General features: G+C 39.3%; 22 protein-coding genes. 10 read left to right on the top strand and 12 right to left on the bottom strand.

Features of this window, described 5'->3' with window-relative positions; translation table 11 throughout:
• The first annotated feature begins 76 nt into the window (after positions 1 to 76).
• Together G3567_RS02380 and G3567_RS02385 are read left to right on the top strand one after the other, a co-directional pair.
• Positions 77 to 358: a hypothetical protein gene (locus G3567_RS02380; RefSeq protein ID WP_164003705.1), complete on the top strand. Its 282-nt coding sequence runs from the start codon at positions 77 to 79 to the stop codon at positions 356 to 358.
• A gap of 344 nt (positions 359 to 702) precedes the next feature.
• Entirely contained in the window at positions 703 to 1,365 is a 663-nt protein-coding gene (locus G3567_RS02385) for a biotin transporter BioY (RefSeq protein ID WP_164003707.1), read from the top strand.
• 590 nt (positions 1,366 to 1,955) lie between these two features.
• Here the strand turns inward: G3567_RS02385 and G3567_RS02390 are convergent.
• Together G3567_RS02390 and G3567_RS02395 are read right to left on the bottom strand one after the other, a co-directional pair.
• Positions 1,956 to 2,282, bottom strand: a complete 327-nt coding sequence (locus G3567_RS02390; protein WP_164003708.1) for a helix-turn-helix domain-containing protein — start codon at positions 2,280 to 2,282, stop codon at positions 1,956 to 1,958.
• Between the two features lie 204 nt (positions 2,283 to 2,486).
• Positions 2,487 to 2,864 (bottom strand): hypothetical protein, encoded by a 378-nt coding sequence (locus G3567_RS02395; RefSeq protein WP_164003710.1) that lies wholly within the window; start codon positions 2,862 to 2,864, stop codon positions 2,487 to 2,489.
• A gap of 138 nt (positions 2,865 to 3,002) precedes the next feature.
• Here G3567_RS02395 and gltX point away from each other — a divergent pair, with 138 nt between their 5' ends.
• Entirely contained in the window at positions 3,003 to 4,520 is a 1,518-nt protein-coding gene (gene gltX, locus G3567_RS02400) for a glutamate--tRNA ligase (protein ID WP_164003712.1), read from the top strand.
• A 70-nt stretch (positions 4,521 to 4,590) separates the two neighbouring features.
• Positions 4,591 to 5,550 (top strand): SPFH domain-containing protein, encoded by a 960-nt coding sequence (locus G3567_RS02405; protein ID WP_164003714.1) that lies wholly within the window; start codon positions 4,591 to 4,593, stop codon positions 5,548 to 5,550.
• An 81-nt stretch (positions 5,551 to 5,631) separates the two neighbouring features.
• Here G3567_RS02405 and G3567_RS02410 read toward each other — a convergent pair whose 3' ends face one another.
• From G3567_RS02410 to G3567_RS02425, 4 genes are all read right to left on the bottom strand, one after another.
• On the bottom strand, positions 5,632 to 5,847 hold the full coding sequence (locus G3567_RS02410) for a DUF6327 family protein (RefSeq protein WP_164003716.1): 216 nt from the start codon (positions 5,845 to 5,847) through the stop codon (positions 5,632 to 5,634).
• Positions 5,844 to 6,242 (bottom strand): phage holin family protein, encoded by a 399-nt coding sequence (locus G3567_RS02415; protein WP_164003718.1) that lies wholly within the window; start codon positions 6,240 to 6,242, stop codon positions 5,844 to 5,846. The genes G3567_RS02410 and G3567_RS02415 overlap by 4 nt, the downstream gene beginning before the upstream one ends.
• Positions 6,243 to 6,260: 18 nt before the next feature.
• Positions 6,261 to 6,605, bottom strand: coding sequence for a YtxH domain-containing protein (locus G3567_RS02420; protein WP_164003720.1), 345 nt, complete (start codon positions 6,603 to 6,605; stop codon positions 6,261 to 6,263).
• Positions 6,606 to 6,731: 126 nt separating this feature from the next.
• Positions 6,732 to 8,270: a glycine--tRNA ligase gene (locus G3567_RS02425; RefSeq protein WP_164003722.1), complete on the bottom strand. Its 1,539-nt coding sequence runs from the start codon at positions 8,268 to 8,270 to the stop codon at positions 6,732 to 6,734.
• A gap of 310 nt (positions 8,271 to 8,580) precedes the next feature.
• On the opposite strand from G3567_RS02425, the gene G3567_RS02430 reads away from it, so the two are divergent.
• Complete coding sequence (locus G3567_RS02430; RefSeq protein WP_164003723.1) at positions 8,581 to 9,261, top strand: ComF family protein; 681 nt, start codon at positions 8,581 to 8,583, stop codon at positions 9,259 to 9,261.
• A gap of 46 nt (positions 9,262 to 9,307) precedes the next feature.
• Positions 9,308 to 10,918: an Ig-like domain-containing protein gene (locus G3567_RS02435; RefSeq protein WP_164003724.1), complete on the top strand. Its 1,611-nt coding sequence runs from the start codon at positions 9,308 to 9,310 to the stop codon at positions 10,916 to 10,918.
• Here G3567_RS02435 and G3567_RS02440 read toward each other — a convergent pair.
• The 3 genes from G3567_RS02440 to G3567_RS02450 all read right to left on the bottom strand — a co-directional run bounded on the left by G3567_RS02440 (position 10,905) and on the right by G3567_RS02450 (position 13,184).
• Positions 10,905 to 11,681 (bottom strand): amidohydrolase, encoded by a 777-nt coding sequence (locus tag G3567_RS02440; RefSeq protein ID WP_164003725.1) that lies wholly within the window; start codon positions 11,679 to 11,681, stop codon positions 10,905 to 10,907. The two genes, G3567_RS02435 and G3567_RS02440, sit on opposite strands and share 14 nt — an antisense overlap.
• Before the next feature lie 2 nt (positions 11,682 to 11,683).
• The gene (locus tag G3567_RS02445) at positions 11,684 to 12,553 is read right to left on the bottom strand and encodes a ChaN family lipoprotein (protein ID WP_164003726.1); all 870 of its coding nucleotides are present in this window, start codon (positions 12,551 to 12,553) and stop codon (positions 11,684 to 11,686) included.
• Positions 12,554 to 12,641: 88 nt separating this feature from the next.
• Positions 12,642 to 13,184 (bottom strand): KilA-N domain-containing protein, encoded by a 543-nt coding sequence (locus G3567_RS02450; RefSeq protein ID WP_394351386.1) that lies wholly within the window; start codon positions 13,182 to 13,184, stop codon positions 12,642 to 12,644.
• Between the two features lie 387 nt (positions 13,185 to 13,571).
• Here G3567_RS02450 and G3567_RS02455 point away from each other — a divergent pair, with 387 nt between their 5' ends.
• The gene (locus tag G3567_RS02455) at positions 13,572 to 15,923 is read left to right on the top strand and encodes a S9 family peptidase (protein WP_164003727.1); all 2,352 of its coding nucleotides are present in this window, start codon (positions 13,572 to 13,574) and stop codon (positions 15,921 to 15,923) included.
• A 1,575-nt stretch (positions 15,924 to 17,498) separates the two neighbouring features.
• Here G3567_RS02455 and G3567_RS02460 read toward each other — a convergent pair.
• The 3 genes from G3567_RS02460 to G3567_RS02470 are packed head-to-tail and all read right to left on the bottom strand — an operon-like array spanning position 17,499 to position 20,642.
• Positions 17,499 to 19,553, bottom strand: coding sequence for a M13 family metallopeptidase (locus G3567_RS02460; RefSeq protein ID WP_164003728.1), 2,055 nt, complete (start codon positions 19,551 to 19,553; stop codon positions 17,499 to 17,501).
• A gap of 54 nt (positions 19,554 to 19,607) precedes the next feature.
• Entirely contained in the window at positions 19,608 to 20,075 is a 468-nt protein-coding gene (locus G3567_RS02465; RefSeq protein WP_164003729.1) for a nuclear transport factor 2 family protein, read from the bottom strand.
• Positions 20,076 to 20,120: 45 nt separating this feature from the next.
• Positions 20,121 to 20,642 carry a hypothetical protein gene (locus G3567_RS02470; RefSeq protein ID WP_164003730.1) on the bottom strand — a complete coding sequence of 174 codons (522 nt, stop codon included), beginning with the start codon at positions 20,640 to 20,642 and terminating at the stop codon, positions 20,121 to 20,123.
• A 210-nt stretch (positions 20,643 to 20,852) separates the two neighbouring features.
• On the opposite strand from G3567_RS02470, the gene G3567_RS02475 reads away from it, so the two are divergent.
• The 3 genes from G3567_RS02475 (at position 20,853) to G3567_RS02485 (ending at position 24,326) form a co-directional block, all read left to right on the top strand.
• On the top strand, positions 20,853 to 21,800 hold the full coding sequence (locus G3567_RS02475; protein WP_164003731.1) for an NAD-dependent epimerase/dehydratase family protein: 948 nt from the start codon (positions 20,853 to 20,855) through the stop codon (positions 21,798 to 21,800).
• Positions 21,801 to 21,979: 179 nt separating this feature from the next.
• On the top strand, positions 21,980 to 22,897 hold the full coding sequence (locus G3567_RS02480) for a WYL domain-containing protein (protein WP_164003732.1): 918 nt from the start codon (positions 21,980 to 21,982) through the stop codon (positions 22,895 to 22,897).
• 142 nt (positions 22,898 to 23,039) lie between these two features.
• Complete coding sequence (locus G3567_RS02485) at positions 23,040 to 24,326, top strand: M20/M25/M40 family metallo-hydrolase (RefSeq protein WP_164003733.1); 1,287 nt, start codon at positions 23,040 to 23,042, stop codon at positions 24,324 to 24,326.
• Positions 24,327 to 24,412: the final 86 nt, after the last annotated feature.

Raw genomic sequence — 24,412 nt, forward strand, 5'->3', positions numbered from 1 at the left:
CAGGTTTTTTGAAAGGCATTATTTTCAATGATCTGGATTCTGGTCGTGATGTTCTTTACCCTAAACGTGAGTTGATATGGTACAAAGGAAACATGTTAAGAAGCTGATTTTAGTCCTGATTTATTCGTTCTTCAACCTGCATGACAGCAAGAAAGCCAAAGAAAAAGCGCTTTTGAACTTACCGGAAATACCCTTAGATGAGTTGAATGAAAATCAGCTAGACGGTATAAAGCGGCTCGTAGTTATGGATATGGAATGTACCTACTGTGCTTATCAAATGGAAGACTTAAAACTGGTGAGTAAGGCGTTAAAATCTAAAAATTGTAGGAATCTCGGAGCAGCCCCCTCAACATACTAAAAGCCTATACGGAACAGGACCCTTTTTTATCAACCCTCAACCCTTATCACTCATGACTTCAATAGCACTATGGCTTTCCACTACGGTATTGGAACTACTCCTCATGTTTTGATTTATGATGCCGGAAACCATCTCATGAAGCAGCATAAAGGCTTTATAAATCTGTTATACCACATTTAATCAACGTAACGGTCAAAAATGGACTGACCATCCAAAGTCGGAAAATGTGAAAGTTGAAACCGATGTAAAAGAAAAGTAGACCGAGTTATTGAAAATCGAAAGAGTAAAAAATTATTATAAAAAGTAAAGTCGCTGTATAAATGACTTTACAAAAATCAAAAATTATGGATATTTTAAAAACATTAAGAAAGTCATATTTTACTATGTTTCTTGCATCATTAGTTTTATTAATCTCTTGTAGCCAATACGATGATGAGATTATTGATACAAACGAAAAGCTAAGTTTATCAAATTATATTGAAGAACATTTAAAACTAACTACTGAGCTTATGATTCTGCTAGAAAGTGAGCGTAATATTGACAAAGAATCTTTTTTAAAGTCGATGTCTAAAAAATCAAAATCTATATCGGAAAATTCAAAACCTGAAGAAATAATAGGTACTTTAGTAAATGCAAATTTTCAGCAATCTAATGTTATTTCAGAATTATTTTTAAAAATATATTATAATAACCTTAATTTCATAAATAGTAATCCAGATTTAAAAAATCTCAATAAAAATGAAATTGAGAATATGATAACAGTTGAAATAGACAAAAAACTGATTCAGTTTCTGAGCAATAAAAGCAGTGATAGTTGTAAAGAAACTTGGGTTAAGGCACTCTCTAGATGTAAAAGGAATGCCGCAATATCCATGGGTGCTTCATTAGCTGTAGGTGCATTTACAGGTGGTACAGGCTATCTAGTCGGATTTTTTGTGTCGGGGGTTGTTGCGGGTATTTGTGCTAGTGATGCAGATGCAGATTATTCAGAATGTATGGGCTGGTAAAAAATGATATTAATTAACAATGAAAATAAAATATTTATTTTATATTTTTTTAGCCATTATTTTGTTGATACAAGTTTTCGATAAAAATGATGAGTTTCTCATATTGCAATATTTATTACTTGCTATAATTGTTATAGCTCTAATTCTGAAATTAATTAAAAAGAGTAAGAAGGAGTAATAATGCTGGGTTAATAAAACGAGGTATATATTCAATAGTGGCTTTAATTTATTACAAAGCTTGTTTTTGATTTTAGATGAGTTTAGGTCTGCTATGGACAGGCGTACAGAAAATTTTGCTTTAAACTGCATTGCTAAAATAAAGCAGGAGATAGCCGTATTTTTTATTATCCACAGGTTGAATATTGTACCAAAAATAGCGGACAGAGTTGCGGTTTTAAAGCATAAATCCGTTACCTTAAACGGCACCCATCAGTAGCTTTTAAAAACTTCTAATTTTTATAGCTCGTATTGGAAAGAGATCTTGCCTTTATAATCCAACGGCTTTTTAAGCTTAGAGATTATCCTGAAGAACTCGTGTTTTAAAAACCCTTAAACTGAATTGAAAAATCATACTAAAGTAAAGCAGAAATTCAACCTCGAAACTTTTGCAGTAGCTCCCTTAAAAAAGCAACTTCACCTTTTAAGGTACTTATGTATTCTTTGTTATCTAAATAGGGATTTGACTTGGCCTGATGCGTGTTGTCATTTTTTAGATTGAGTTCCTTAGCCTTTTGTCCAATCAATTCACTGACATTGGTTTCCAGTTGCTGGGCAATCTGAAGCAGTCGCACTATACTGATACGATGATCGTCTTTTTCTAAACGAGCGTAGGTCGGCTGAGTTATACCTAAAGTTTCTGCCATATATTCCTGAGAGAAGCCTTTTTGAACCCGTATTTTTCTGATATTTTGGCCCACAAAATTCAAAACTTGAATATATTTTTACTAAATATAGATGTTTTTATTAAAGTTATGCTAATACTTGCCCTTTTTTCTTATTAATTTAACAAATATAAGGTTATATTGTTGAGCTTTTTTAATTTATACATAACCTCAAAGCCAGCTCACTTTTTAGAATAAAAAATTAACCTGAGCAGTCACAGTTGGCGGAATGTCTGGCCACTAGTTGTCATCCTGTTTAAAGTTTAACCTGGCTTTTGCCAGTCCTTCGCTGCTGGTATCCAGGTACAGCTCATAGCTTTTGGGCAAGTCAATATTTTGGGAGGTCCCGGGTTCTACAGTTTGGGTTTTGAGGTTTTTTTGACCTTTCTGCTGCGTTCTGACGGCAAAGGCTATGTCTCCGATGTTTTCCACCTGAACGATGCAATCCTGGCCTTCAAAAGGATTGTTAGCGGCATCCTGGCCCGGGCCTTTGCCGGTGATGCTCATGCTCTGGGAAGGTTTGAGCTCAAATTCTACCTGAGCAGCGGCTTCTTCACTACTGAAAAGGCTTACCACACAGCAGAGCATCAGGCTGGTGAATAGTTGAGTGGGTTTCATAAGTTTTGGTTTTGTTTGCAACTGAATAAATATACGCTTTTATTTGATTGGCCCCTGCTTTGAAGTTCAATTGACCTTAACCGGTATTTCCTTAGTGGTGAACATCAATATATTTTATCTTTGTGAAAAAACAGACAAATGGATACGAAAGTAAGAGTAAGATTTGCACCAAGTCCAACCGGCCCGCTGCACATCGGTGGCCTAAGAACGGCTTTATATAATTACCTGTTTGCCAAAAAACATGGTGGTGATTTCCTGTTAAGAATTGAAGATACCGACCAAAACAGATTTGTAGAAGGTGCGGAAGATTACATCAAGGAAAGCCTGAACTGGTGTAACATCCCTTACGATGAAGGGCCTGAAAAGCCCGGAGACTGCGGTCCTTACAAACAAAGTGAGCGCAAGGCGATCTACGAGGAGTACGTCGATAAACTTATCGATAACGGCCGTGCGTATTATGCTTTCGATACCGAAGACGAACTTGACGCCAAACGGAAAGAAGCCGAGCAGCAGGGCACTAAATTCAGCTATGGTCCAAAGAATAGAGGCGGGCTTAATAATTCTTTGAATTTATCTGCCGATGCGCTTAAAGCTAAATTAGCCGAAAAGCAAAACTATGTCATCCGTTTTAAAACTGAAGCCCATAAAACTCTGGAACTTCACGACGAAATACGCGGGTATATCGAAGTGGATACCGAAGTTCTGGACGATAAAATACTCTTCAAAAGCGATGGCATGCCTACCTATCATCTGGCCAATATTGTAGATGACCATTTGATGCGCATCACTCACGTGATTCGTGGTGAAGAATGGTTGCCTTCCCTACCACTTCACGTGTCTTTATACGAGGCTTTTGGCTGGGACGTACCAAAATTTGCACATTTGCCTTTGATTCTAAAACCCAGCGGCAAAGGAAAACTGAGTAAACGTGATGGCGACCAGCTTGGATTTCCTGTGTTTCCTATCGAATGGAAAGACCCGGAAACAGGAAATATATCTGCGGGTTACCGTGAGGAAGGTTACTTGCCGGAAACCTTAACCAATATGCTGGCTCTTCTGGGCTGGAACGACGGGACCGATCAGGAATTCTTTTCTCTTGAAGAGATGGCTGAAAAGTTTGAGTTGACCCGGGTGCATAAATCAGGTGCAAAATTCGATCCTGAAAAAACAGACTGGTTTCAGCACCATTATTTGCAGGAGCGCCCCGTTGAAGAACTGGTAGATCAGTTTTTGCCTGTCCTGGCTCAAAAAGGAATTTATCCCGATAAAACCTATGTGCAGGAGGTCATCAACACAATAAGAGAGCGCGCGACCTTCGTTTCAGAATTTTGGGAATTGTCTTTTTTCTATTTTGAAGCTCCAACCGTATTTGAACCCAAATCTGCCAAGAAAGCCTGGAAAAAGGATTCCCAGGAATGGATGCGGGCTTTAATTGGAAAACTGGAAGGTCTTGACGATTTTTCTCAAAGCCACGTTCAGTCTGAAGTCAAGGACTGGATCAACACTCAGGATCTTGGTTTCGGAAAAATTATGCAGCCGTTGCGTCTGGCACTGGTAGGTGCGATGCGTGGTCCGGATGTATTTCATATCGCGGCATCTATCGGTAAAGAGGAAAGCATTTCCAGGCTCAACTTTGCCATTGAAGAATTGTCCTGATTTTTGAAAAATAAAGAAGCATTAATAGACTAAAAAGGTCTATTTTTAGTGAATAATTAAACAATTTAATATGGGATCAATAGTAGGTATTTTTATGGTGGTGATTGCTTTTTTCATCCTTATAAGCGGTGTTTTTACAGTTAAGCAACAAACCGCTGCACTTGTAGAGCGTTTTGGTAAATTTTTAAGCATCCGGAATTCAGGATTGCATTTCAAAATTCCGATAATTGATAAAATTGCAGGGCGGATTAATTTGAAAATCCAGCAGCTGGACGTCAATGTGGAAACCAAAACCAAAGATGACGTGTTTGTACACCTGAAGGTGTCGGTGCAGTATCAGGTGACCCGGGCTAAAATTTATGATGCTTTTTATAAGCTGGAAAGCCCAAGTGCGCAGATCACATCCTATGTTTTTGATGTGGTAAGAGCCGAAGTTCCTAAAATGAAACTGGACGACGTGTTTGAGCGTAAAGATGATATCGCCAATGCTGTGAAGACAGAGTTGAATGATGCCATGCTTGATTACGGTTATGACATCATAAGAACGCTTGTCACCGACATCGATCCGGACGACAAGGTAAAAGATTCTATGAACAGAATAAACGCCTCAGAGCGGGAAAAAGTGGCTGCTGAATTTGAAGGCGAAGCCGAACGCATCAAGATTGTGGCTGTAGCCAGAGCGGAAGCCGAAAGCAAACGTTTACAGGGTCAGGGTATTGCCGATCAGCGAAGGGAAATCGCCCGGGGTCTGGAAGAAAGTGTTGAGGTCTTAAACAATGTGGGAATCAATTCTCAGGAAGCTTCAGCCCTGATCGTGGTCACACAGCATTACGATACCTTACAGTCAGTCGGGAGCCAAACCAATTCCAATTTGATCTTATTACCCAATGCTCCGGAGGCAGGCAGTAATATGCTGAATGATATGATAGCCTCGTTCACTGCCTCCAGTCAGATTGGTGAGGAGATGAAAAAGCAAAATGAGCGTAAAGAGCGCAAAGCTATGGAGGAAGGAAAACCGGGAAAGAAGTAAGTAACCCAAACCTTTAATCAACAAAAAGCGGCTTGAAAATATGATTTTCAAGCCGCTTTTTATTCGTTTTAACCGAATAGTTTATAAACCAAATTTGCGTAAAATCTGAGTTCCTATTCTGGCATAAACTGTTTTTTGCCCAAAATAAGCAATCAATTCTGCTGCGATATTAGAAAATGATAAAGCTCTTTTGATGTATGCCAAATCTATATTGGCCTTCTGCTTACTAATTTCAACTTCAAGCTTTAATATTTTTAAATCTTTATCAATTTCTCTGATGGAATTATACCTTTTCATAAATCTGAAGATTTTGTCAAATCCTGCCTTAACTCTTCATCCAGCTTATCGCCAGAATTCAGAATCTTATTTAAAAATTTTAAAACAGGCTTTTCTAAAAGTTTTTTACCAAGTAAATTAACTAGTATAAGGATTATAATATAAACTCCTCCCACGATAAAAAAACCGTAAGAAACAGATCCCAACTGGTTTCCAATGAGAAATGATAAGCCAATGGATAGAAAAAGCAGAACTAAAACTAATATTCCGATTTTAATAATAAACTGACCTCCCGTAATTAAACTTAAAGCCGTCTTTTTAAGAAGATCTAATTTATAATAGTCTAAGGAATGGTTTATCGCTTCTTTAGTATCTTGAGTAAAATTTTCAAAATGATTGCCTAGAGAATTCTTCATGAAGAATATTAAAGTGATTTATTTCTTTTTCAACTCTTTCTGTAGCTCAGCGTTTTTCTTTCTGAGTTCTCCAAGCTCTCCTTCAAGGGACTTAAGCATATCGTCTGCTTTGTTATTCACCGTTGAAAAGGTTTTATCTAACTTTTCCTCAAGGGTTTTTTTTGCTTCTGAAGCAAACTCTGACAGATGAGAAGACGTCTCCTTGTATTTTTTATTCAAGTTATCTTGCAGGTGATCAGCTTCATCTCTAAGCTGTTTTCTTGTTTTTTCACCACTTTGTGGAGCGTATAATAATCCTAAACCTACACCAACTGCTGTTCCTGTTAACAATGCTAAGATTGTATTTCCTGTATTATTTGCCATTTTATTATTATTTTTTTGATTTAACACAAATCTAATGCTAATTCAAGGGTTTCCTTGTTAAAACACGGTTAATAAATGGCTTAGTCTTAAGTTAGTTTTGAAATAGTCTAATATATTTAGGAGTTTTTAAAAATCCAGCCAGGTTCTAAAATCGATATCTTTTTGAATAATGGCTTTTACTTCAGTGATCGGAACGCGTTTTTGTTCCATGGTATCGCGATGTCTTATAGTCACACACTGGTCTTCTTTGGTGTCGTGATCTACTGTAATACAAAACGGGGTACCTGCGGCATCCTGCCTTCTGTAACGCCTTCCTACAGCGTCTTTTTCATCATAAATCACGTTGAAATCCCATTGTAGATCTTTCAAAATGCGTTGAGCGATTTCCGGCAGGCCGTCTTTTTTGAGTAAAGGAAAAATTGCCGCTTTTACCGGAGCCAGTATGGAAGGAATTTTTAAAACCGTTCGGGTACTTCCATCCTCCAGGGTTTCTTCCTGTAAAGCACTGGAAAAAACAGCCAGAAACATTCTATCCAAACCAATCGAGGTTTCAATGACGTAGGGCACATAGTTTTCACCCAATTCCGGATCGTAAAACTGAAGTTTTTTTCCGGACAGGTTTTCGTGAGCTTTCAGGTCGAAGTCTGTTCTGGAGTGAATGCCTTCGAGTTCTTTAAAACCAAAGGGAAAATTGAACTCTATATCGGTAGCTGCATTGGCATAATGCGCCATTTTTTCGTGATCGTGAAATCTGTAATTTTCTTCGCCAAGGCCTAAAGACTGATGCCACTTGGTTCGGACTTCCTTCCAGTGCTCAAACCATTTGAGTTCCTCTCCGGGTCTTACAAAGTATTGCATTTCCATTTGTTCAAACTCACGCTGACGAAAGATAAACTGTCTGGCTACAATTTCATTTCTGAAGGCTTTTCCAATCTGAGCGATACCAAAAGGGACCTTCATACGGCCTGTTTTTTGCACATTGGAGAAATTCACAAAAATCCCCTGTGCGGTTTCGGGTCTTAAATACAGATCTGAAGCCGATTCTGCAGAAGCCCCCAGCTTGGTTCCAAACATTAAATTGAACTGCTTTACATTGGTCCAGTCTCTGGAACCGCTCACAGGACATGCTATTTCTAACTCTTCAATCAATGCCTTCACATCATCAAGATCCTCATCGGTAAGGGATTTTGCAAGGCGCGCCAGAATTTCCTTGGACTGTGTTCTGTATTTGACCACCCGAGGATGTGTCGTCACAAATTCCTGTTCATCAAACTGATCTCCAAAGCGTTTTTTGGCTTTAGCGATTTCTTTTTGCGCCTTTTGCTCCAGTTTTTCGACATAATCTTCAACCAGCACATCGGCACGGTAGCGTTTTTTTGAATCCTTGTTATCAATCATGGGATCGTTGAACGCGTCCACATGTCCTGAAGCTTTCCAGGTGTTGGGGTGCATCAGGATAGCGGCGTCTAAGCCCACAATCTCTTCATGGAGTTGAACCATACTCTTCCACCAATAGGCTTTGATGTTGTTTTTGAGCTCTACACCGTTTTGCCCGTAATCATAAACAGCACTTAAGCCGTCGTAGATTTCGCTGGAAGAAAAAATATACCCATACTCTTTGGCATGGGAGATAACCTGTTTGAATTTGTCCTGTTCTTGTGCCATACCGCAAAAGTATAAAAACAAGGCTTTATTTGGAGGTTTAGGGGATAAATTATTAGGGGGATATCAGCTTTATAATTGCTTTTTAGCACTAATACCTAATCAGAATTTAATTTCACGCAAAGCTCACCAAGAAATCACGCTAAGAAGCGCAAAGTATAACATGATATTGATTCGTAAATTGGCCGTCTTTTCGAATCAATTAGCCTTAAATGTGTCAAATAAATAGCAAATAAATACTTTCAGTTGATTTGGTCTAATAAATCAAGACGTCTATTTTTTAATTAACTTTATTCAGTCATTTCATTATCAGATGCTTCAGGATTTTAAAAACTTCTTATTTCCCAAGCTGTGCGCCTGCTGTGATGCAGTCTTATTGAAGGATGAACCGTTCATGTGTACATTCTGCAGGAATGAACTGCCGCTCTACCCCAACTTTTTTGACGGGGACCACGATTTGCATAAAATCCTTTACGGCCGGGTCCTTGTCGATCAGGCGGCGAGTTTATTTTATTTTGAAAAGAAAGGAATTATTCAAAATTTAATTCATGACCTTAAGTACAAAGGCAATGAAGAGCTGAGTTTTCATCTGGGGGAATGGTTAGGGCAGATACTCCTGGAAGCAGGCTGGCAGAGTAAAATCGATATCGTCATTCCTGTTCCGCTCCATAGCCAACGTATGCGTGAGCGAGGCTACAACCAGGTAGAGGGTTTTGGAAGAGCTATTGCTGATAAGCTTTCGGCAACCTATAATGATGGTGTTCTTAAAAGGAAGTCCAATTCTAAAACTCAGGTGTTTAAAAACAGACTGGCCAGAACGGAAGTCGTTCAAAACCATTTTTATGTGGTAGGAAAATCAGATTTGAAGGATAAGCAGGTTTTGCTGGTCGACGATTTGGTCACAACAGGAGCCACACTCGAAGCCTGCAGTCTGGCATTAAAAGATTTAGGAGTACCCAAACTCAACATCGCAACAATAGCGATAACCAAATAAACAAATCTATATTTTGTTGTTTCTTTGCATAAACTTATCTTCAGTCATGAGAATTCATTTTTTTCGATCCCTTTTTATTCCTGTTTTGTTGCTCATCCTGTCGTCCTGTGCGCAGCGAGGGCGGCCGGACGGAGGTCCTAAAGACACGGAGCCGCCCGAGTTTCTGAATTCCAGTCCGGAAAATTATTCCACCAATTATGACGAAGAAGAGATCGTTATTAATTTTGATGAGTACCTGGTTTTAAAGGAACCCCAACAACAGATTTTGTTTTCTCCACCTATAGAGCCCCGGCCAAGCATTTACCCCCTGGGTCCTGCGAGCCGATACATCAGACTCGACATTCCCAAAGATTCTTTGGAAGAAAACACAACCTACACGGTCAATTTTGGAACGAGTATTCAGGATAATAACGAAGGCATCGTGCTTCCCTATTTTAAATATGTTTTCTCAACCGGAGGTTATGTAGATTCCCTTCAGGTGGAAGGGAATGTTTTTGACGCGTATAACCGACTTTCAGATGAAAACATTTCGGTGATGCTTTATGCTTTAGATTCTACCTATTCAGATTCTGTGGTGTATAATCAATCTCCGCGTTACATCACCTATGTAAGAGACTCTACCTCATTGTTCAGCCTGGATAACCTGAAAGCCGGCAATTACAAAATGGTGGCGATTTCAGATAAAAACAACAATTATAAATTTGATCCGGCTCAGGATAAAATCGGATTTGTAGAAGATACAGTGAAAATCCCAACCAATCAGCTTTATGATATTTTAGTGTTTAAAGAAGTCTTAGATTTTGAGGCTTCCCGCCCCAGTCAGATTTCGAGGCAACACCTGGAGTTTGGTTTCCAGGGTCGGTTGGAGGATTACAAAATCGACCTGATTTCTGAAACCACAGAAGCTTTTGAATCTCGATATTTCAGGGATGAAGACAAAGATACCCTTCACTATTGGTTCAAGCCCTATCTGGAAAAGGATAGTTTGCTGTTTACTTTTAGCAACCAGGGCAAAATTGACACCCTTGAAATCAGACCAAAACAAATCGAGAAAGATTCTTTAATCATTTCAGAAGTAAAAAATGACAGAAACAAGCTTTTAACCGATTTCAAACTGAAAGCCAATACCCCGATTTCGAGTTTTCAAAAAGATTCTATCCAGCTATTCAGACAGGATTCCATCCCCGTCGATTTTAAATTAAAAATGGATACGATATACAACCATTTGGTATTTGAGTTTGAAAAACAAGGTAAAACGGCTTACCAAATCAATCTTCTGCCGGGCGCGGTCACCGATTTTTTTGAAGCTCAAAATGACAGCTTGAGTTTCAGGTACAATACAAGGCCGTTAGCCGATTTTGGAAATCTGGCCCTGACGATCAATAATATTGATGAATACCCCGTTATTGTTGAGCTTATAGACGAACGTGGAAAGGTAGAATCTTCTGTATATGAAACTGAAAAATCAACCGTTTTCTTTAAGCTGGTAAAACCGGCTAACTATTACATCCGTTTAATCTATGATCTCAATGCCAACGGAAGATGGGATACAGGAGATTTTCTGAAAGGCATAAAGCCAGAACCCGTTCTCTATGAAAATGAGCCGGTGAAAATACGAGCGAACTGGGATGATGTACTGAGTATCAACCTATACTAAAGGAGTCCTTGTCCCTTAAAAAGCCTAATTTATCTCTTAACTGATGCAGATGAGACTTCTCGAGGGTGAGGCTTTGTATGGCTTCTTCTTCTGGATCGTGTTCGCTCAGAGATTTGCCAAGGGCGTCATAAGCTGACGAATGGCCAACGTAAGGGAAGCTATTGCCATCGGTGCCAATGATATTAAGACCAATGCAATAACTCATGTTTTCAACAGCTCTGGCCTGCAATAAAATATCCCAGGCAGAGACGCGCTTTTCAGGCCAGTTAGCGACATAAATCAAAACCTCATAATCATCCTTATTTCTTGCCCAGACCGGAAAACGAAGGTCATAACAAACCTGTAAACATAGTTTCCAGCCTTTATACTCCACAACACATCTTTGGTTGCCCGGCGTGTAGGTTTCATGTTCCTTTGCCAAAGTAAACAGGTGTTTTTTATCATAAGCAGACACCTTTCCCTCGGGTTCTACAAAGAACATCCTGTTGAAATACTTCCCGTGTTCTTTTATCATTGCACTACCTGTGATGGCAGCCTGATGCGTTTTAGACTGAGTTTTCATCCAGCCTAAAACCTCCGCTACTTCTTCAGCATTAGCTTCGGCATTCATGGAAAACCCGGTGGTAAACATCTCCGGCAGAATAATCAAATCTGTATCTGAGGGACATTCTGAAAGCTTTTTTTCAAAATGGGCCTTGTTGGCTTTGGGATTTTCCCAGGTGAGTTCGGTTTGTATGTAGGTGACTTTAAGGGTTTCGCTCATAATTAATAGGTTTTTGTCATGTTTTCATCCACAACGATAATAAAATTGGCTTTATTGAGGTGTTCTTCGCCTAAATTATTCAGTTCATTTTGTTCTACGGTAGAGATGGTAAGAATATTCACATTGGGGTTGTAGGTTTTCAAATACCAGTAAATCCCTTCAAAATCATTGGAATGGTAACTGCCGTTGAGGTGAAAAAACACCTGATTGGGCTGTAAGTTCTTCAGGATAAAATGCGCCATGGTCGCATCTTTTATGGCCTGTGCTTTCACCAATTCTTCGCCACCATGACCGCCCATCATGTCCAGCATGTTCTGGTAGGAACTCAAACTCATGTCAAACGGAATGGGCAAAGGAGGCATTAACTCATATTCAACTTTGGAAAGCGAATCCAAAGCTGAAAAGCCTCCATTTTTATACACTTGTGTCGCATAAGGTCTGGGAATATTAGTGGCGATAAACGGGGTTGAGGTTGATTTTGCAAAGTCCACAATTGGCTTATAATCTGTGGCATAATTCTTCCATACCCTTGCTTTTTTACTGAATTCGCTTTCTGCCAGACTATCCCTGAGGTAAAGATCGAGGACCTCCTGGGTGTCGGTTTCGAACATTTCTGCCCCCAGAATAAGATTGATGCTGTCTTTTTTCAAGTCAGAAACCAGTTCAAACTGAAGCCAGTGCGAAATCGGATTGTTGTGAAATTCACCAAACAACACCACATCCGTTTTGGAAAGACTATCCAGAATACGTTGATACGTGATGGGTTTCCCGGCCTGGCTAAAGAGTTCAAAAGCCTTTTTCTCTTGAGCCTGTGTACTGAAAAAGCTTATTAAATACAATAGTGTAAAACTTGAAATGAGTACTTGTTTCATGGTTTTATCTGTTTTCTATTCACCAAAGATTTCATCTGATTGATAGCGATTTGATTTAATTTTTCAGACGTTTTGATTGAGTTAAGTCTTAATCAATCAATACAGCATTGAGACTTTCCAGGTTAGACAAGACAACTAAATGTTCAATAGTGGCCTTATCTCTTATATTCCCTTTTTCCTGAGGCTTTTCTTCTCGCCATTCTTTTGCTGTTTTTCCAAATAAGGCCTTATTCAAAACATCAGCTTCACTGGCATATACGTAATTGATTTGCGTTGGACTCAAACCTTCAGGGATTAAATGATCTTTGATCACATCTGTAGGGATATGATAATTCACTTTAGCGAGGTGTTTTTGGTAATTCCATTCTAATTGTAACCTATTGCTTTCTTCCTCTTTAGGCCGTTGGAATTCTTTTATGACATAAAGCTTGAACTCTATAGAAATCCAAGACGCAAATTCAAAGACTATGTCTCTATGTGCGTAGGTTCCACCGTATCGTCCAGGTTTTGAAACAATTCCCATAGCATTGGTTGCTTCAATCCACCGCTTAGGAGTTAAAACGAAACTATTAAGTCCTGCTTGTTTTTTAAACCCCTCGAATTCGAGGGGTTTAAAATTAGTATTATACATACTTTCCCAGAACCCAAGCAGCTCAATTGTGTTTCTATTTCTTAACCAGTTTTGAATAATAGTATCAGTGTGCAGAGTCTTTGTATTTAGCAATATCTGTTAAGGAGATGTAATCTTCTTTTTCATATTTAAAGAGACTTATGCTCCAGCCTTTAACCTCTATTTTTTGATTCTTTGCCATAGGCACTAATTTAATGATAAACAATTTAGCATTATTTTCCTTGAGAAAAACCACAGCTAAAAGTTGAACATGAGCAAAAGCATTAAACCTATGTTGAAATTTTTGGTCATAGTTACAGCATCAAGGTTTAAAGTTAGTAAGATTTCGACTCTTAGCTTTCTGCGAAAACCTGTTATATTTGAATAATTCTCAAAATAAAATACCCCATGACTCTATCTCTACGAATTCTTAGTGTGGCACTTCTGGCAAGTCTTAGCGGATTTGCACAATCTGACCTGTCTGTTCAAAAAATCATGCAAGATCCAAACTGGATGGGTACCTTCCCTTCTGATGTCGCCTGGAACGAACAATCTGATGTGATTTACTTTAATTATAACCCGGAACAAGAGGTATCAGATTCGCTGTATAAAATAAATTTAAAAAACACGTCTGAAATTCAAAAAGTCAGTCTGGATGAAATCAAAACGAGAGTTTCTTCCAGCGGCGATTATAACGCTAAACGCACGGCTAAGCTTTTTGTCAAATCAGGCGATTTATACCGCTATGACATCCGTAAAAATCAAACTCGTCTGGTGTTGGATTTAGGAGAACGCATCAGCAGTCCAAAGTTCATCACCGATTCTGAATATGCCTTTATCGCGAACAACAATCTCTATGTTTATAATGTAGATCTGGGACAAATTCAGAAGAAAACCAACATACAATCAGGAAGTTCCAGAGACAAGGACTCCAAGAAATCCGAGAAGAACCAGTGGCTGGAAGAGGAGAATTTAAGCCTTTTGGAAGAAGTCAGAGTTCAAAAAGAAAACCGGGAGTTACGAGAAAAGAACATAGCTTTACTAGAGGAAGATGAATACACGTTTTATTTAGACAAGCAGCGGGCTTTCAACTTCAGCATAAGCGAAACGGGTGAGTTCCTGACCTTTCAGACGTATACACCAGAGTCTGGAGATAATACGGGAGTCCCCGATTATATCGATGCATCTGGCTACACCGAAATGCTGAATGCCAGGAGCAAAGTCGGCGACCAGACCACTCAGCGAGATCTGTACTTGTATCACATACAAAAGGATACCGTCTTTAAAGTGGATGTGTCTTCGCTGCCAGGGATTACCGATTTACCAGGATACACTGAAAATTATCCTGACCGGGAATGGGAAGAAAAGCAAAGAGCCGTAAGCTTTTCGGATGTGAAGTTTTCATCCCAGGATGCGCATGCCGTGGTAGCGATAAGAGCACAGGACAACAAAGACCGCTGGATTTCTTTGCTGAATCTGGATACAGGCAGCTTGAAAAATCTAGACCGGCAACACGACGAGGCCTGGATTGCGGGACCTGGTATTGGCAGTTATTACGGTGGGGGCACCTTGGGGTGGCTGGCAGACGATACGCACATCTATTACCAGTCTGAAGCGACAGGGTATTCCCACCTTTACCTTCATGATGTGGACAAAAACAAGCAAAAGCAACTCACCAGTGGAAATTACGAAGTCTTTGATCCCCAATTATCCAGGGACAAAACCTCCTGGTTTTTTACGTCTTCGGAGGTGCATCCCGGTGAACGCCATTTCTACAAAATGCCGGTGATGGGAGGAAAAGCAGTTCAGCTGACTTCCATGGAAGGCAATAATAAGGTGGAACTTTCCCCAGATGAAAAACACATGGCCATCTTGTTTTCCAGTTCAAACACGCCGGAAGAGCTTTATTTGAAGCCCACCAAAGCAAGCGCCAAGCCAAAACAACTCACAGAAGGTCAGTCGGAAGCCTTTAGTGCCTATACCTGGAGAACACCCGAGCTTATCCAGTTTGAGGCTGAGGACGGCGCCAAACCCTATGCTAGGCTTTATAGACCCGAGGAAAACGTCAATAATCATGCAGCAGTCATTTTTGTACATGGCGCGGGCTATTTGCAGAATGCTCACAAGTGGTGGTCGAGTTACTTTAGAGAATATATGTTTCACAACCTGTTGACCGATCTTGGTTACACGGTATTGGATATCGATTACCGGGGAAGTGCGGGTTATGGCAGAGACTGGCGAACCGGAATCTACCGACATATGGGCGGTAAAGACTTATCGGATCAGGTGGATGGCGCCGAATATCTGGTAGAAAACTTCGACATCAACCCCGATAAAATCGGGATTTATGGCGGAAGTTACGGTGGTTTCATCACCCTGATGGCCATGTTCAACGAGCCAGATACCTTTGCTGCAGGAGCCGCCTTGCGTTCGGTGACCGACTGGGCGCATTATAATCACGGCTATACCTCCAACATCTTGAACGAGCCAAATCTGGATCCGATCGCTTACAGACAATCGTCACCCATTTACTTTGCAGAAGGTCTGGAAGGGCATTTGTTGATCGCTCACGGGATTGTGGACACCAATGTGCATTTTCAGGATGTGGTGCGGCTTTCTCAACGCTTGATCGAGCTGGAAAAAGAGGACTGGGAACTGGCTGTGTATCCAGTCGAAGGGCATGGTTTTACTCAGCCCAGTAGCTGGACGGATGAGTATAGACGGATTTTAGAGCTTTTTGAAAGAACGATTGGAAAATAGAGAGAAGATATTAGATATCAGAAGTTAGATGTTAAGGAAGACTATTTGGATTCGAGAAACAGGACAACTTAAACCTCACAAATCATAGGGCGTACCTAAGGGCAGGCTGGTTTAAGTACAGCTTTAGGTTTTACCTATAGATAGTCCCTAGCTGGACAGGTTTTTAGACTTAAAAGGGGTGTTTAATTTAGCTTTTGAAACAACAAAACCGCCTTGTTGGAAGACGATTTTGTTTAACTTATTTTTCGTATAAATAATGTCAAGAAAATGAGAGTAGAGATTATTAAAAATCCACTTATCAAATCATCGCTTCCATAAACTATAATTACCAACATAATTATAACAGAAAGTAAATACAGAATATCTCTCATAATCAAAATTACTGAATTTTACTACAATGTAATTCAAGAAGATAAGCTGCTGAAGCTATCATAAAGCCTGCTAATTGATATATGAAAAGTAGCAGGCAAGAACGTTAGTAGTTTCAGTTTTAAACAAAGTTAGCAGAAAAGCACACCTTTTTGGCTTGCACTTAATCGCTATTTGTTATACCAGGTTTGTTTTATTTAAAATAAAGTAAAACATGAAAAACACCAAAAGTATATTCCTTACTATAACTTTCCTTTCAAGTTTTCTAATTTTTTTTAAAGTCTGTAAAAGAACAATACATGATATAAGGCTAAAAAATAGTATATATAAATAATCAAAAATAGTCATAGTTTTTAAATTTTAACCCCACATACAATCTGCAAAATCATAAACTACTAATGCCGCTCCTGTAAAGCCCAAAGGTTCGTGTTGCCAGTTTTCCTACGGCCCTTAACTGTTATTTTCTATAAACCCCGTTTGTACGTTTTTCATTAAAGATAAATTATTAACAAAATGAAGATTATATTAAATATTAATTTAAAAATGATGCTAATTTTATGTTTGTACATTTTGTTATTTTCATCACTTATATTAAATATTAAGTAAATCAAATATATTATTAATGGTATATTCACTAAAAATGGGACTAACGCAAACAATTTAAAACTTGCATTTAAAATTGATTTTCTGAATAAAAAATCCACAATATACCCAACAACAAAAAGGACATTAACAATATCATTAATTGATCTAAACCTATTCATGGGTTTCATTTTATTCATACAGGCAATCTGCAAAATCATATATCATTAATGCGATACCTATATATCCTAGGTATCTTTTGCCGATTAACTTAAGGGCGTCAATCATTGTCTCAACTGTTCCTAAAGCTAATGTATTTGTGTAAAGTTGCACACAAACAGAATCTTGGTATCATCTATATTTTAATTAAACTATTTATCTCAAGCATAAACGTATAGAAATTACGCATAATTAAATCAAAATATCAATACCTCAAAAATCAACAAGCTTGGTTCAAGGATTTTTGGAGATTGCTTTGTTCAAATATGATTTTTAATCCGCCTGGATAAAAAAGGTATCAAAGAAGAACAGATGACGGGTAAACCATGTAAAAGCAAAAAGCGGTTACAACTTGAGTTGTAACCGCTTTTTATTAGTGTTGACGTTGTTTGGAACAACGAATACTTACCAAATTCTCACGCGTTCTTCCGGAGCTAGGTAAAGGTCATCTCCTTCTTTGACATCGAAAGCTTCATAAAAGGCATCTACGTTTTGTAGCGGCACATAAGCTCTGTATTGCCCTGGAGAGTGCGGGTCTGTTTTGACCTGAGTCCTCAAAGCTTCATCTCTAATTTTGGTTCTCCAGACGGTTGCCCAGGACATAAAAAAGCGCTGCTCTGGTGTAAAGCCATCAATTTTCCCTGGCTTTTCTTCATTTTCATAGTGCAGCATCAGTCCGTCGTAAGCTCCTAACACACCCCCTAAGTCCCCTATGTTTTCTCCCAGGGTAAACTTACCGTTGATGTAGACACTGTCTAAAACTTCAATGCTGCTGTAAAGCGCAGCCAAATCGTTTCCGCGTTCTGTGAATTTTTCAAGATCTTCATCCGTCCACCAGTTTTTAAGGTTTCCTTCGGCATCAAACCTGGCACCACTGTCATCAAAGGCATGAGAAATTTCATGTCCAATAACGGCGCCAATTCCACCGTAATTGACAGCAGCGTCTGCCCTGTAGTCGTAGAAAGGCGGCTGTAAGATCGCTGCAGGAAATACAATTTCGTTATATAAAGGATTGAAATAAGCATTCACTGTTTGTGGAGACATACCCCATTCAGTCTTATCTACAGGTTCTCCTATCTTGCTGAGGTTGTCTTTAAAATTCCATAGTCCAACGGCCTGCATGTTTTCGTAATAGGTGTTTTCAGGGCTGACCTGCAGATCGCTGTAATCTTTAAACTCGTCCGGATAGCCAATTTTCACTGTGAATTTATTCAGTTTTTCAATGGCCTGGGTTTTGGTTGAATCCTGCATCCATTCCAGATTTTGGATTCTACTCTTAAAAGCTGAAATAACGTTGGCTACCATATTTTCAGCTTTTTCTTTGGCTTCCGGTGGAAACTTTTGATCCACGTAAAGCTTACCTACAGCCTCACCAATAGTTCCGTTGACGACAGAAAGGGCTCTTTCGTCTAATGGTCTTTGAGCTTTAGCACCACTTAAGGTTTTGCTGTAAAACTCCCAGTTGGTTCTGGCAATTTCAGTAGACAATTGATTGGCTGCAGCATTGATTGTGGACCACATCATCATAGTTTTGAGATCATCTAAAGAGGTTTCTTTAACTATTAAATCCAGGGCTTCCATGTATTTTGGCTCCATGACCAGGACGGTATCCGGTAATTTTTCAACTCCAAGATCTGTCATAAACTGTTTTAAGTCAATATTTTTAGTGACTTCATCAAGATCATTTACTGCATATCGATTGTTGAAATTTCTAAAATCTCTTCGGGCCACTTTATCCAGTCTTGGACCGGCAAGCTGAGTTTCCAATTTTAAAACGGTTTCTGCTTTAAATTTCGCATCGTCTTTTGAACCGCCAAAATACGAAAGCATTTTCACGATATAATCCTTGTATTGATCTCTTATCTCTTTGGATTTTTCATCTGTATCGAGATAGTAATCTCTGTCTGGTAAGCCCAGACTTCCTGTACCTACATAAGCGATATTGGTGTTACTGTCGTTGGGATCTGAATAAGCAGAGACTCCAAAAAACGGTGAAGAAATCGCTGTAGGATATTCAGCTAAAAGCTTTTGGATATCCGCTTTGCTTTGAATACCTTCAATTAGATCCAGTTTATCCATAATAGGGTCTACACCAGCTACATCCCTGGAAAGAGTATCCATGATGGAATTGAAAACAGCAATGGCTTTCCCCTGATCGGAAGTGCTTGAATAGCTGCCGGATTCCTCGGCGGTTTTTAAGATGTCTAACACATTGGTATCTGTAGATTTTCTCAAAATTTGAAATCCACCCCAGGAGGTTCTATCGTCAGGAATTTCAGCCGTTTTCATCCAGCCTCCATTGACATAAGAGTAAAAATCATCCTGTGCATTTACAGTCGTATCCATATATTTTATAGCAATGCCCCGGCTTTCGTCCAGAGATTCATTTTTGGAATCCTGGCACGAAAATAGCAATGTTGAAGCGCCAAGCGCTACAAACATCAATTTTAATTTATTCATAACTTTTAATTTAAGTTGGGTTTAAAAATACAACTTTTTATGATGAAAGAAAATTTACGGCTGAGACTCTAGGTATTTGCGGTCTAATTTTGACTTTTGCTTAACAAGATCATCCACCAAAGGGTTAGGTACAGCCAGTGATAGCACAAAGTGCTTGATTTTCCATTCTCCGGATGGAGTCTGTATAAGCACTCCAGACCCCCGGCATAAACCCATGTGGTCAGAATTTAAAACTTCGTCAAACCAGGCGATGTTCTGATCCTGATTTAGATAGACATTTCGATTTACAGGTTTAAACGTCCAGGCTTTACCAGCCTTGAAATAGGGTTTTGAAAAAGCTTTAAACTCATCATAATTCCAAACTTCGGAAGCGTCGGAGCCTACAAAAACGGCATCTTCGGTCATCAATCTAAAATAAGTCTCAAAATTCGCTTCTTCAGCGGCCTTATGCCAGGCATCGATAGTGGTGTTTATGCTTTGTTTTTGAGCAAAACTCATGCTCATAAAACATAGTGCAAGCATAGAAAAGAGGGACTTTGATCTCATGTGTTCTGGGGAGTAAATAGGTTATTCTACAGTATTGTTTTCAAGGATAAAAACTTCATTCAGCTGGATATTGAGGTTATTGAAATCCAGCTTTAATTTTGCACTTAAGTCTCCAATTTCATTTGGGTTGGGTTCAATGTGTTTGGCATTCTCAGCAAGTAACTTTGCATGCGTTTCAAGCGTTACAATCCTGGCATTGACAGGATTTGAGTCAAAGACAGGCGGAACGGTAACCGACAAGGAATCTACCACATTTTTTATGGTTTCAGAATTATTTATGACATCGGAGATCATATATTTTTCAAGGCGCTGCATTTCAGAATTAAGGGCAATGTACATCATCCAGTCTTCAGTCTCCCTTTTGGCTTTTTCCGACAACTGAACAGAGGGTATACTGTCCAGGTTAATTCTTTCCTGCAATTCAGTGGCAATCACTACTGAGGTCTCGCTATTGGTTTCTTCTTGTTTCTGATCTGCACAGGAGACTGCCTGGGCCAGTAGAGCAAAGATACTTAAGCCTGTAAGTAAAGATTTTAAGGTCATGTGTTTATTTGTATTTTTTTTGATGGTCACACCCGCCTGAATGACTCAGTATGGCATGTGTAAGCTTTGATGATTATTTTAATCTTGCAGGTCTTATCCTGAATAATTTACAGATCAAATGTAGAGGATGAATCTTTAAGTTTTTCATAATTACGAATTTTTTATTCTCATATCTTTTTCAAAGCTTAAATTTGAACAAAATTTAAAAATATGCCTTCTAAGATATTAATTGTTGGTGCCTGTGGACAAATTGGCTCTGAACTCACTCTTGCTTTACGAAACATTCATGGTGAACATGCGGTGATTGCCAGCGATATAAAACCTTCCACTTCTCCGGAACTCGCTTCCGGGCCTTTTGAAATTCTGGATGCTACAGATTACGACAGCTTTAAAGCTGTAGTTACCACACATAACATCGATACCGTGTATATGATGGCGGCGATGTTAAGCGGTACCGCAGAAAAATTTCCGGAAAAGGGCTGGGATCTTAACATGACCTCCTTATTCAATGTTCTGAACTTAGGGAAGGAAAAATTAGTAACTAAGATTTTCTGGCCCTCCAGTATTGCAGTTTTTGGACCTACAACCCCCAAAACTGATGCACCACAACAAACCATCATGGAGCCAACAACCGTTTATGGCATAAGCAAACAAGCCGGAGAACGCTGGTGTGCTTATTACTATAAGCGTTATGGTGTGGACGTCAGAAGTATTCGCTATCCGGGCTTAATCAGTTATAAAAACCCTCCCGGGGGTGGAACTACCGATTATGCTATCGAAATCTTTCACGAAGCTTTAAAGTCAGTTAGCTATACTTCGTTTTTATCTAAAGATGCAGCTTTGCCCATGATGTATATGGATGATGCTATACAGGCGACCATAGCCATAATGGATGCTCCAGCCGAATCTATCAAAATAAGATCCTCGTATAACCTGGCCGGACTAAGTTTTACGCCTGAAGAACTTTACGCTGAAATTAAAAATTACATTCCTGATTTTGAAATTAATTATGAACCTGATTTCAGACAGGCTATAGCGGATTCCTGGCCGGACAGTATTGATGATTCTGAAGCTAAATCAGACTGGGGATGGAAAAAGGATTATGACCTTGAAATGACTGTAAAAGCCATGCTTGCAGGTGTAAAATCACTGGAATAGGAATTGTAATAGTTGATTTTGAAATGCCTTTAAAAAATAAGACACCTGTTCATATGCAGGTGTCTTTATTTACGGAGATTTGGATGAAGCTCCACTAAATATCTTTTTCTTGTGCAAATTTACATTCAATTGTTCTTTTTATTATATTTATATGCCTAAACGTCATAAATTGTCCAAACATGAGCGAACACTTAAAGCGCCTGTCTTTTATCGCCAATACGCTCAGGGAACATGAATACACTTCAGAACAACTCATACTGAATCTGGCAGAGGAGGGTTTTAGGGTTTCACAGCGACAATTGCAAAGAGATCTCAAATCCTTACAGCATATCTTAACGCATAAGGAGAATCTAAAAAGTTACTTTTCAGAGGGGAAGAAGTATTTCTATATTAAACTGTTAATTGAGCCGAACCTTAAGCCTATCGGTTTTGATTCTGTTTATACTGAAGCGACGCGTTTTTATTATCAGCATCTCGATTCGCATAAAATGAAAGTTTTAGAACGAATTGAAACCGCGATTTATCAAAGAAAGACCTTAGAAATTCAATTTGTTAAGGATGATGAAACCGGGCACAATATAGACCTGGATGCTTCTAAACTGATGGTTTACCCCATAAAATTGATTCTTCACAGAGCTTCCTATTATCTGGCCTGCATGAATTGTAAAACCGAACATGTTGAAATTTACGGGATTCGTCAATTGGTAAAGATCACACTTGGCAAATCCTTTTCAAATTTTCAAGACATGAGATCCACAGTAGATCAGGAACTCAGTAAACGCTTTGGTGTTAGCAAAAATATAAATGATAGTCTATATGATATAGAAGTTGAGTTTACATCTGCTACAGGACGTTTTATTGAAGATCATCACTGGCACCCTTCACAGAAAATAACCAAAACAAATGCTACCTATACAATGCACATGCGTTGTGGAATTAACAGGGAACTGATGGGCTGGTTAATGCTTTGGATGTACAATGTCAGAATCATAAGGCCAAAGATTCTGAAATCCATCTATAAAAAATCCTTACAGGAGTGTGCGTCCACACAGAATAAAGAAACGCCTTTTGTGTACAGGAATATATTTAAGAGTTAGTTTTAAGCTTGACCCGTTCTATTGCTTTAATTTTTTTGTGTTAAACAAACTGTAGTTTGGTAATCCATTTTCCAAGACCCTTCTATCAAAAGTGGTATCCAAAGCATTTATTTATATTTGGAGCACTACAAATGTTCAACGTATGAAATATCAGACTCTGTTTTTAATCCTAATGTCGGTCATGACTTCACTGGCTCAGGAAATTACTTCGAAAGAAGAACAAATGCTAGCTTTTTTAGAGGCTAATACACAGGAACAGATAAACTTTCTGGAACAAACAGTCAATATCAATAGTGGTACACTAAACCTCGAAGGCGTTCATAAAGTAGGAATGTTATACAAAAAAGAACTGGAGGATTTAGGTTTTGACACCCGGTGGATAAGCATGCCCGATAGTTTGAACAGAGCAGGTCATCTTTTTGCAGAAATTAAAGGCGGGAGCGGAAAAACTATATTATTGATAGGTCATCTGGATACCGTTTTTGAGCAAGATCACGAGTTTCAATCCTTCTCACGCACCGGTGATACTGCAGAAGGCCCTGGGACAAATGATATGAAAGGAGGGAATGCCATCATCATTTATGCCCTCAAAGCATTGCAGGCTGCCGGTGAACTGAAAGGCAAAAATATCATTGTAGCCTTTACCGGCGACGAAGAAAAACCGGGGAAACCATTAAGTGTAAGTCGGTATGATCTTGTAGAAGCAGGAAAAAAAGCAGATATCGCTTTGGGTTTTGAAACCGCCTCCGGAATGAATTATGCTACGGTAGCGAGAAGAGGTTCCAGCGGTTGGACTTTGAAGGTGAAAGGAAAGCAGGCGCACTCGTCGGGTGTTTTTAGCGAAAATACCGGGGCAGGAGCCATTTTTGAAGCCGCAAGGATACTCCATTCGTTTTATGAGGATGTCAAAGGAGAGGACCTCTTAAGCTTCAATCCTGGTGTCATTCTGGGAGGAACCAAGGTGAGTTACGATACTGACACCTCTACGGGGACCGCTTTTGGAAAAACTAATGTTGTCGCGAGTGAACTTGAAGTTTATGGGGGTTTGCGTTTTATTTCTGAAGCGCAGAAAGAAAAAACGCGAAACAAGATGAGAGCGATTGTAAAAAACAATTTACCTCAGACTTCTGCGGTTATCAGTTTTTCAGATGCATACCCGGCCATGGAGCCCACCGAAGGAAATGCAAAACTTCTTGAGGTCTTAGATGCGGTCAGTCAGAACCTCGGGTTTGGTGAAGTTAAGGCTTACGACCCGGGGAAGCGTGGAGCTGCCGATATTTCGTTTATAGCACAGTACGTGGATGGTTTAGATGGTCTGGGAGCCATGGGTAGTGGTGCTCACTCCCCGTCGGAGACGGTTAATCTTGAAACTTTCATTCCCTTGACCCAACGCGCCGCACTGCTGATTCATCGCCTTGGCAGCGAATAGAGTGTTTAGCAGGAATGAAACTGGTTTAATTCTATCGAAAATTATCTGCCTTTGCCGGCAAGATAAATAGGCTCAGCAACATTCTG

This window comes from Psychroflexus aurantiacus (genome assembly GCF_010820555.1).
In the GTDB taxonomy this organism is placed as follows: domain Bacteria; phylum Bacteroidota; class Bacteroidia; order Flavobacteriales; family Flavobacteriaceae; genus Psychroflexus; species Psychroflexus aurantiacus.

Coding starts and splice junctions, on each gene's coding strand:
- G3567_RS02480 (WP_164003732.1), top strand. CDS start 21,980: ATGAGCGAACACTTAAAGCGCCTGTCTTTTATCGCCAATACGCTCAGG.
- G3567_RS02445 (WP_164003726.1), bottom strand. CDS start 12,553: ATGAAACAAGTACTCATTTCAAGTTTTACACTATTGTATTTAATAAGC.
- G3567_RS02420 (WP_164003720.1), bottom strand. CDS start 6,605: ATGGCAAATAATACAGGAAATACAATCTTAGCATTGTTAACAGGAACA.
- G3567_RS02410 (WP_164003716.1), bottom strand. CDS start 5,847: ATGAAAAGGTATAATTCCATCAGAGAAATTGATAAAGATTTAAAAATA.
- G3567_RS02460 (WP_164003728.1), bottom strand. CDS start 19,553: ATGAATAAATTAAAATTGATGTTTGTAGCGCTTGGCGCTTCAACATTG.
- G3567_RS02450 (WP_394351386.1), bottom strand. CDS start 13,184: ATGTATAATACTAATTTTAAACCCCTCGAATTCGAGGGGTTTAAAAAA.
- G3567_RS02395 (WP_164003710.1), bottom strand. CDS start 2,864: ATGAAACCCACTCAACTATTCACCAGCCTGATGCTCTGCTGTGTGGTA.
- gltX (WP_164003712.1), top strand. CDS start 3,003: ATGGATACGAAAGTAAGAGTAAGATTTGCACCAAGTCCAACCGGCCCG.
- G3567_RS02465 (WP_164003729.1), bottom strand. CDS start 20,075: ATGCTTGCACTATGTTTTATGAGCATGAGTTTTGCTCAAAAACAAAGC.
- G3567_RS02435 (WP_164003724.1), top strand. CDS start 9,308: ATGAGAATTCATTTTTTTCGATCCCTTTTTATTCCTGTTTTGTTGCTC.
- G3567_RS02470 (WP_164003730.1), bottom strand. CDS start 20,642: ATGACCTTAAAATCTTTACTTACAGGCTTAAGTATCTTTGCTCTACTG.
- G3567_RS02485 (WP_164003733.1), top strand. CDS start 23,040: ATGAAATATCAGACTCTGTTTTTAATCCTAATGTCGGTCATGACTTCA.
- G3567_RS02455 (WP_164003727.1), top strand. CDS start 13,572: ATGACTCTATCTCTACGAATTCTTAGTGTGGCACTTCTGGCAAGTCTT.
- G3567_RS02405 (WP_164003714.1), top strand. CDS start 4,591: ATGGGATCAATAGTAGGTATTTTTATGGTGGTGATTGCTTTTTTCATC.
- G3567_RS02475 (WP_164003731.1), top strand. CDS start 20,853: ATGCCTTCTAAGATATTAATTGTTGGTGCCTGTGGACAAATTGGCTCT.
- G3567_RS02380 (WP_164003705.1), top strand. CDS start 77: ATGGTACAAAGGAAACATGTTAAGAAGCTGATTTTAGTCCTGATTTAT.
- G3567_RS02440 (WP_164003725.1), bottom strand. CDS start 11,681: ATGAGCGAAACCCTTAAAGTCACCTACATACAAACCGAACTCACCTGG.
- G3567_RS02430 (WP_164003723.1), top strand. CDS start 8,581: ATGCTTCAGGATTTTAAAAACTTCTTATTTCCCAAGCTGTGCGCCTGC.
- G3567_RS02415 (WP_164003718.1), bottom strand. CDS start 6,242: ATGAAGAATTCTCTAGGCAATCATTTTGAAAATTTTACTCAAGATACT.
- G3567_RS02385 (WP_164003707.1), top strand. CDS start 703: ATGGATATTTTAAAAACATTAAGAAAGTCATATTTTACTATGTTTCTT.
- G3567_RS02425 (WP_164003722.1), bottom strand. CDS start 8,270: ATGGCACAAGAACAGGACAAATTCAAACAGGTTATCTCCCATGCCAAA.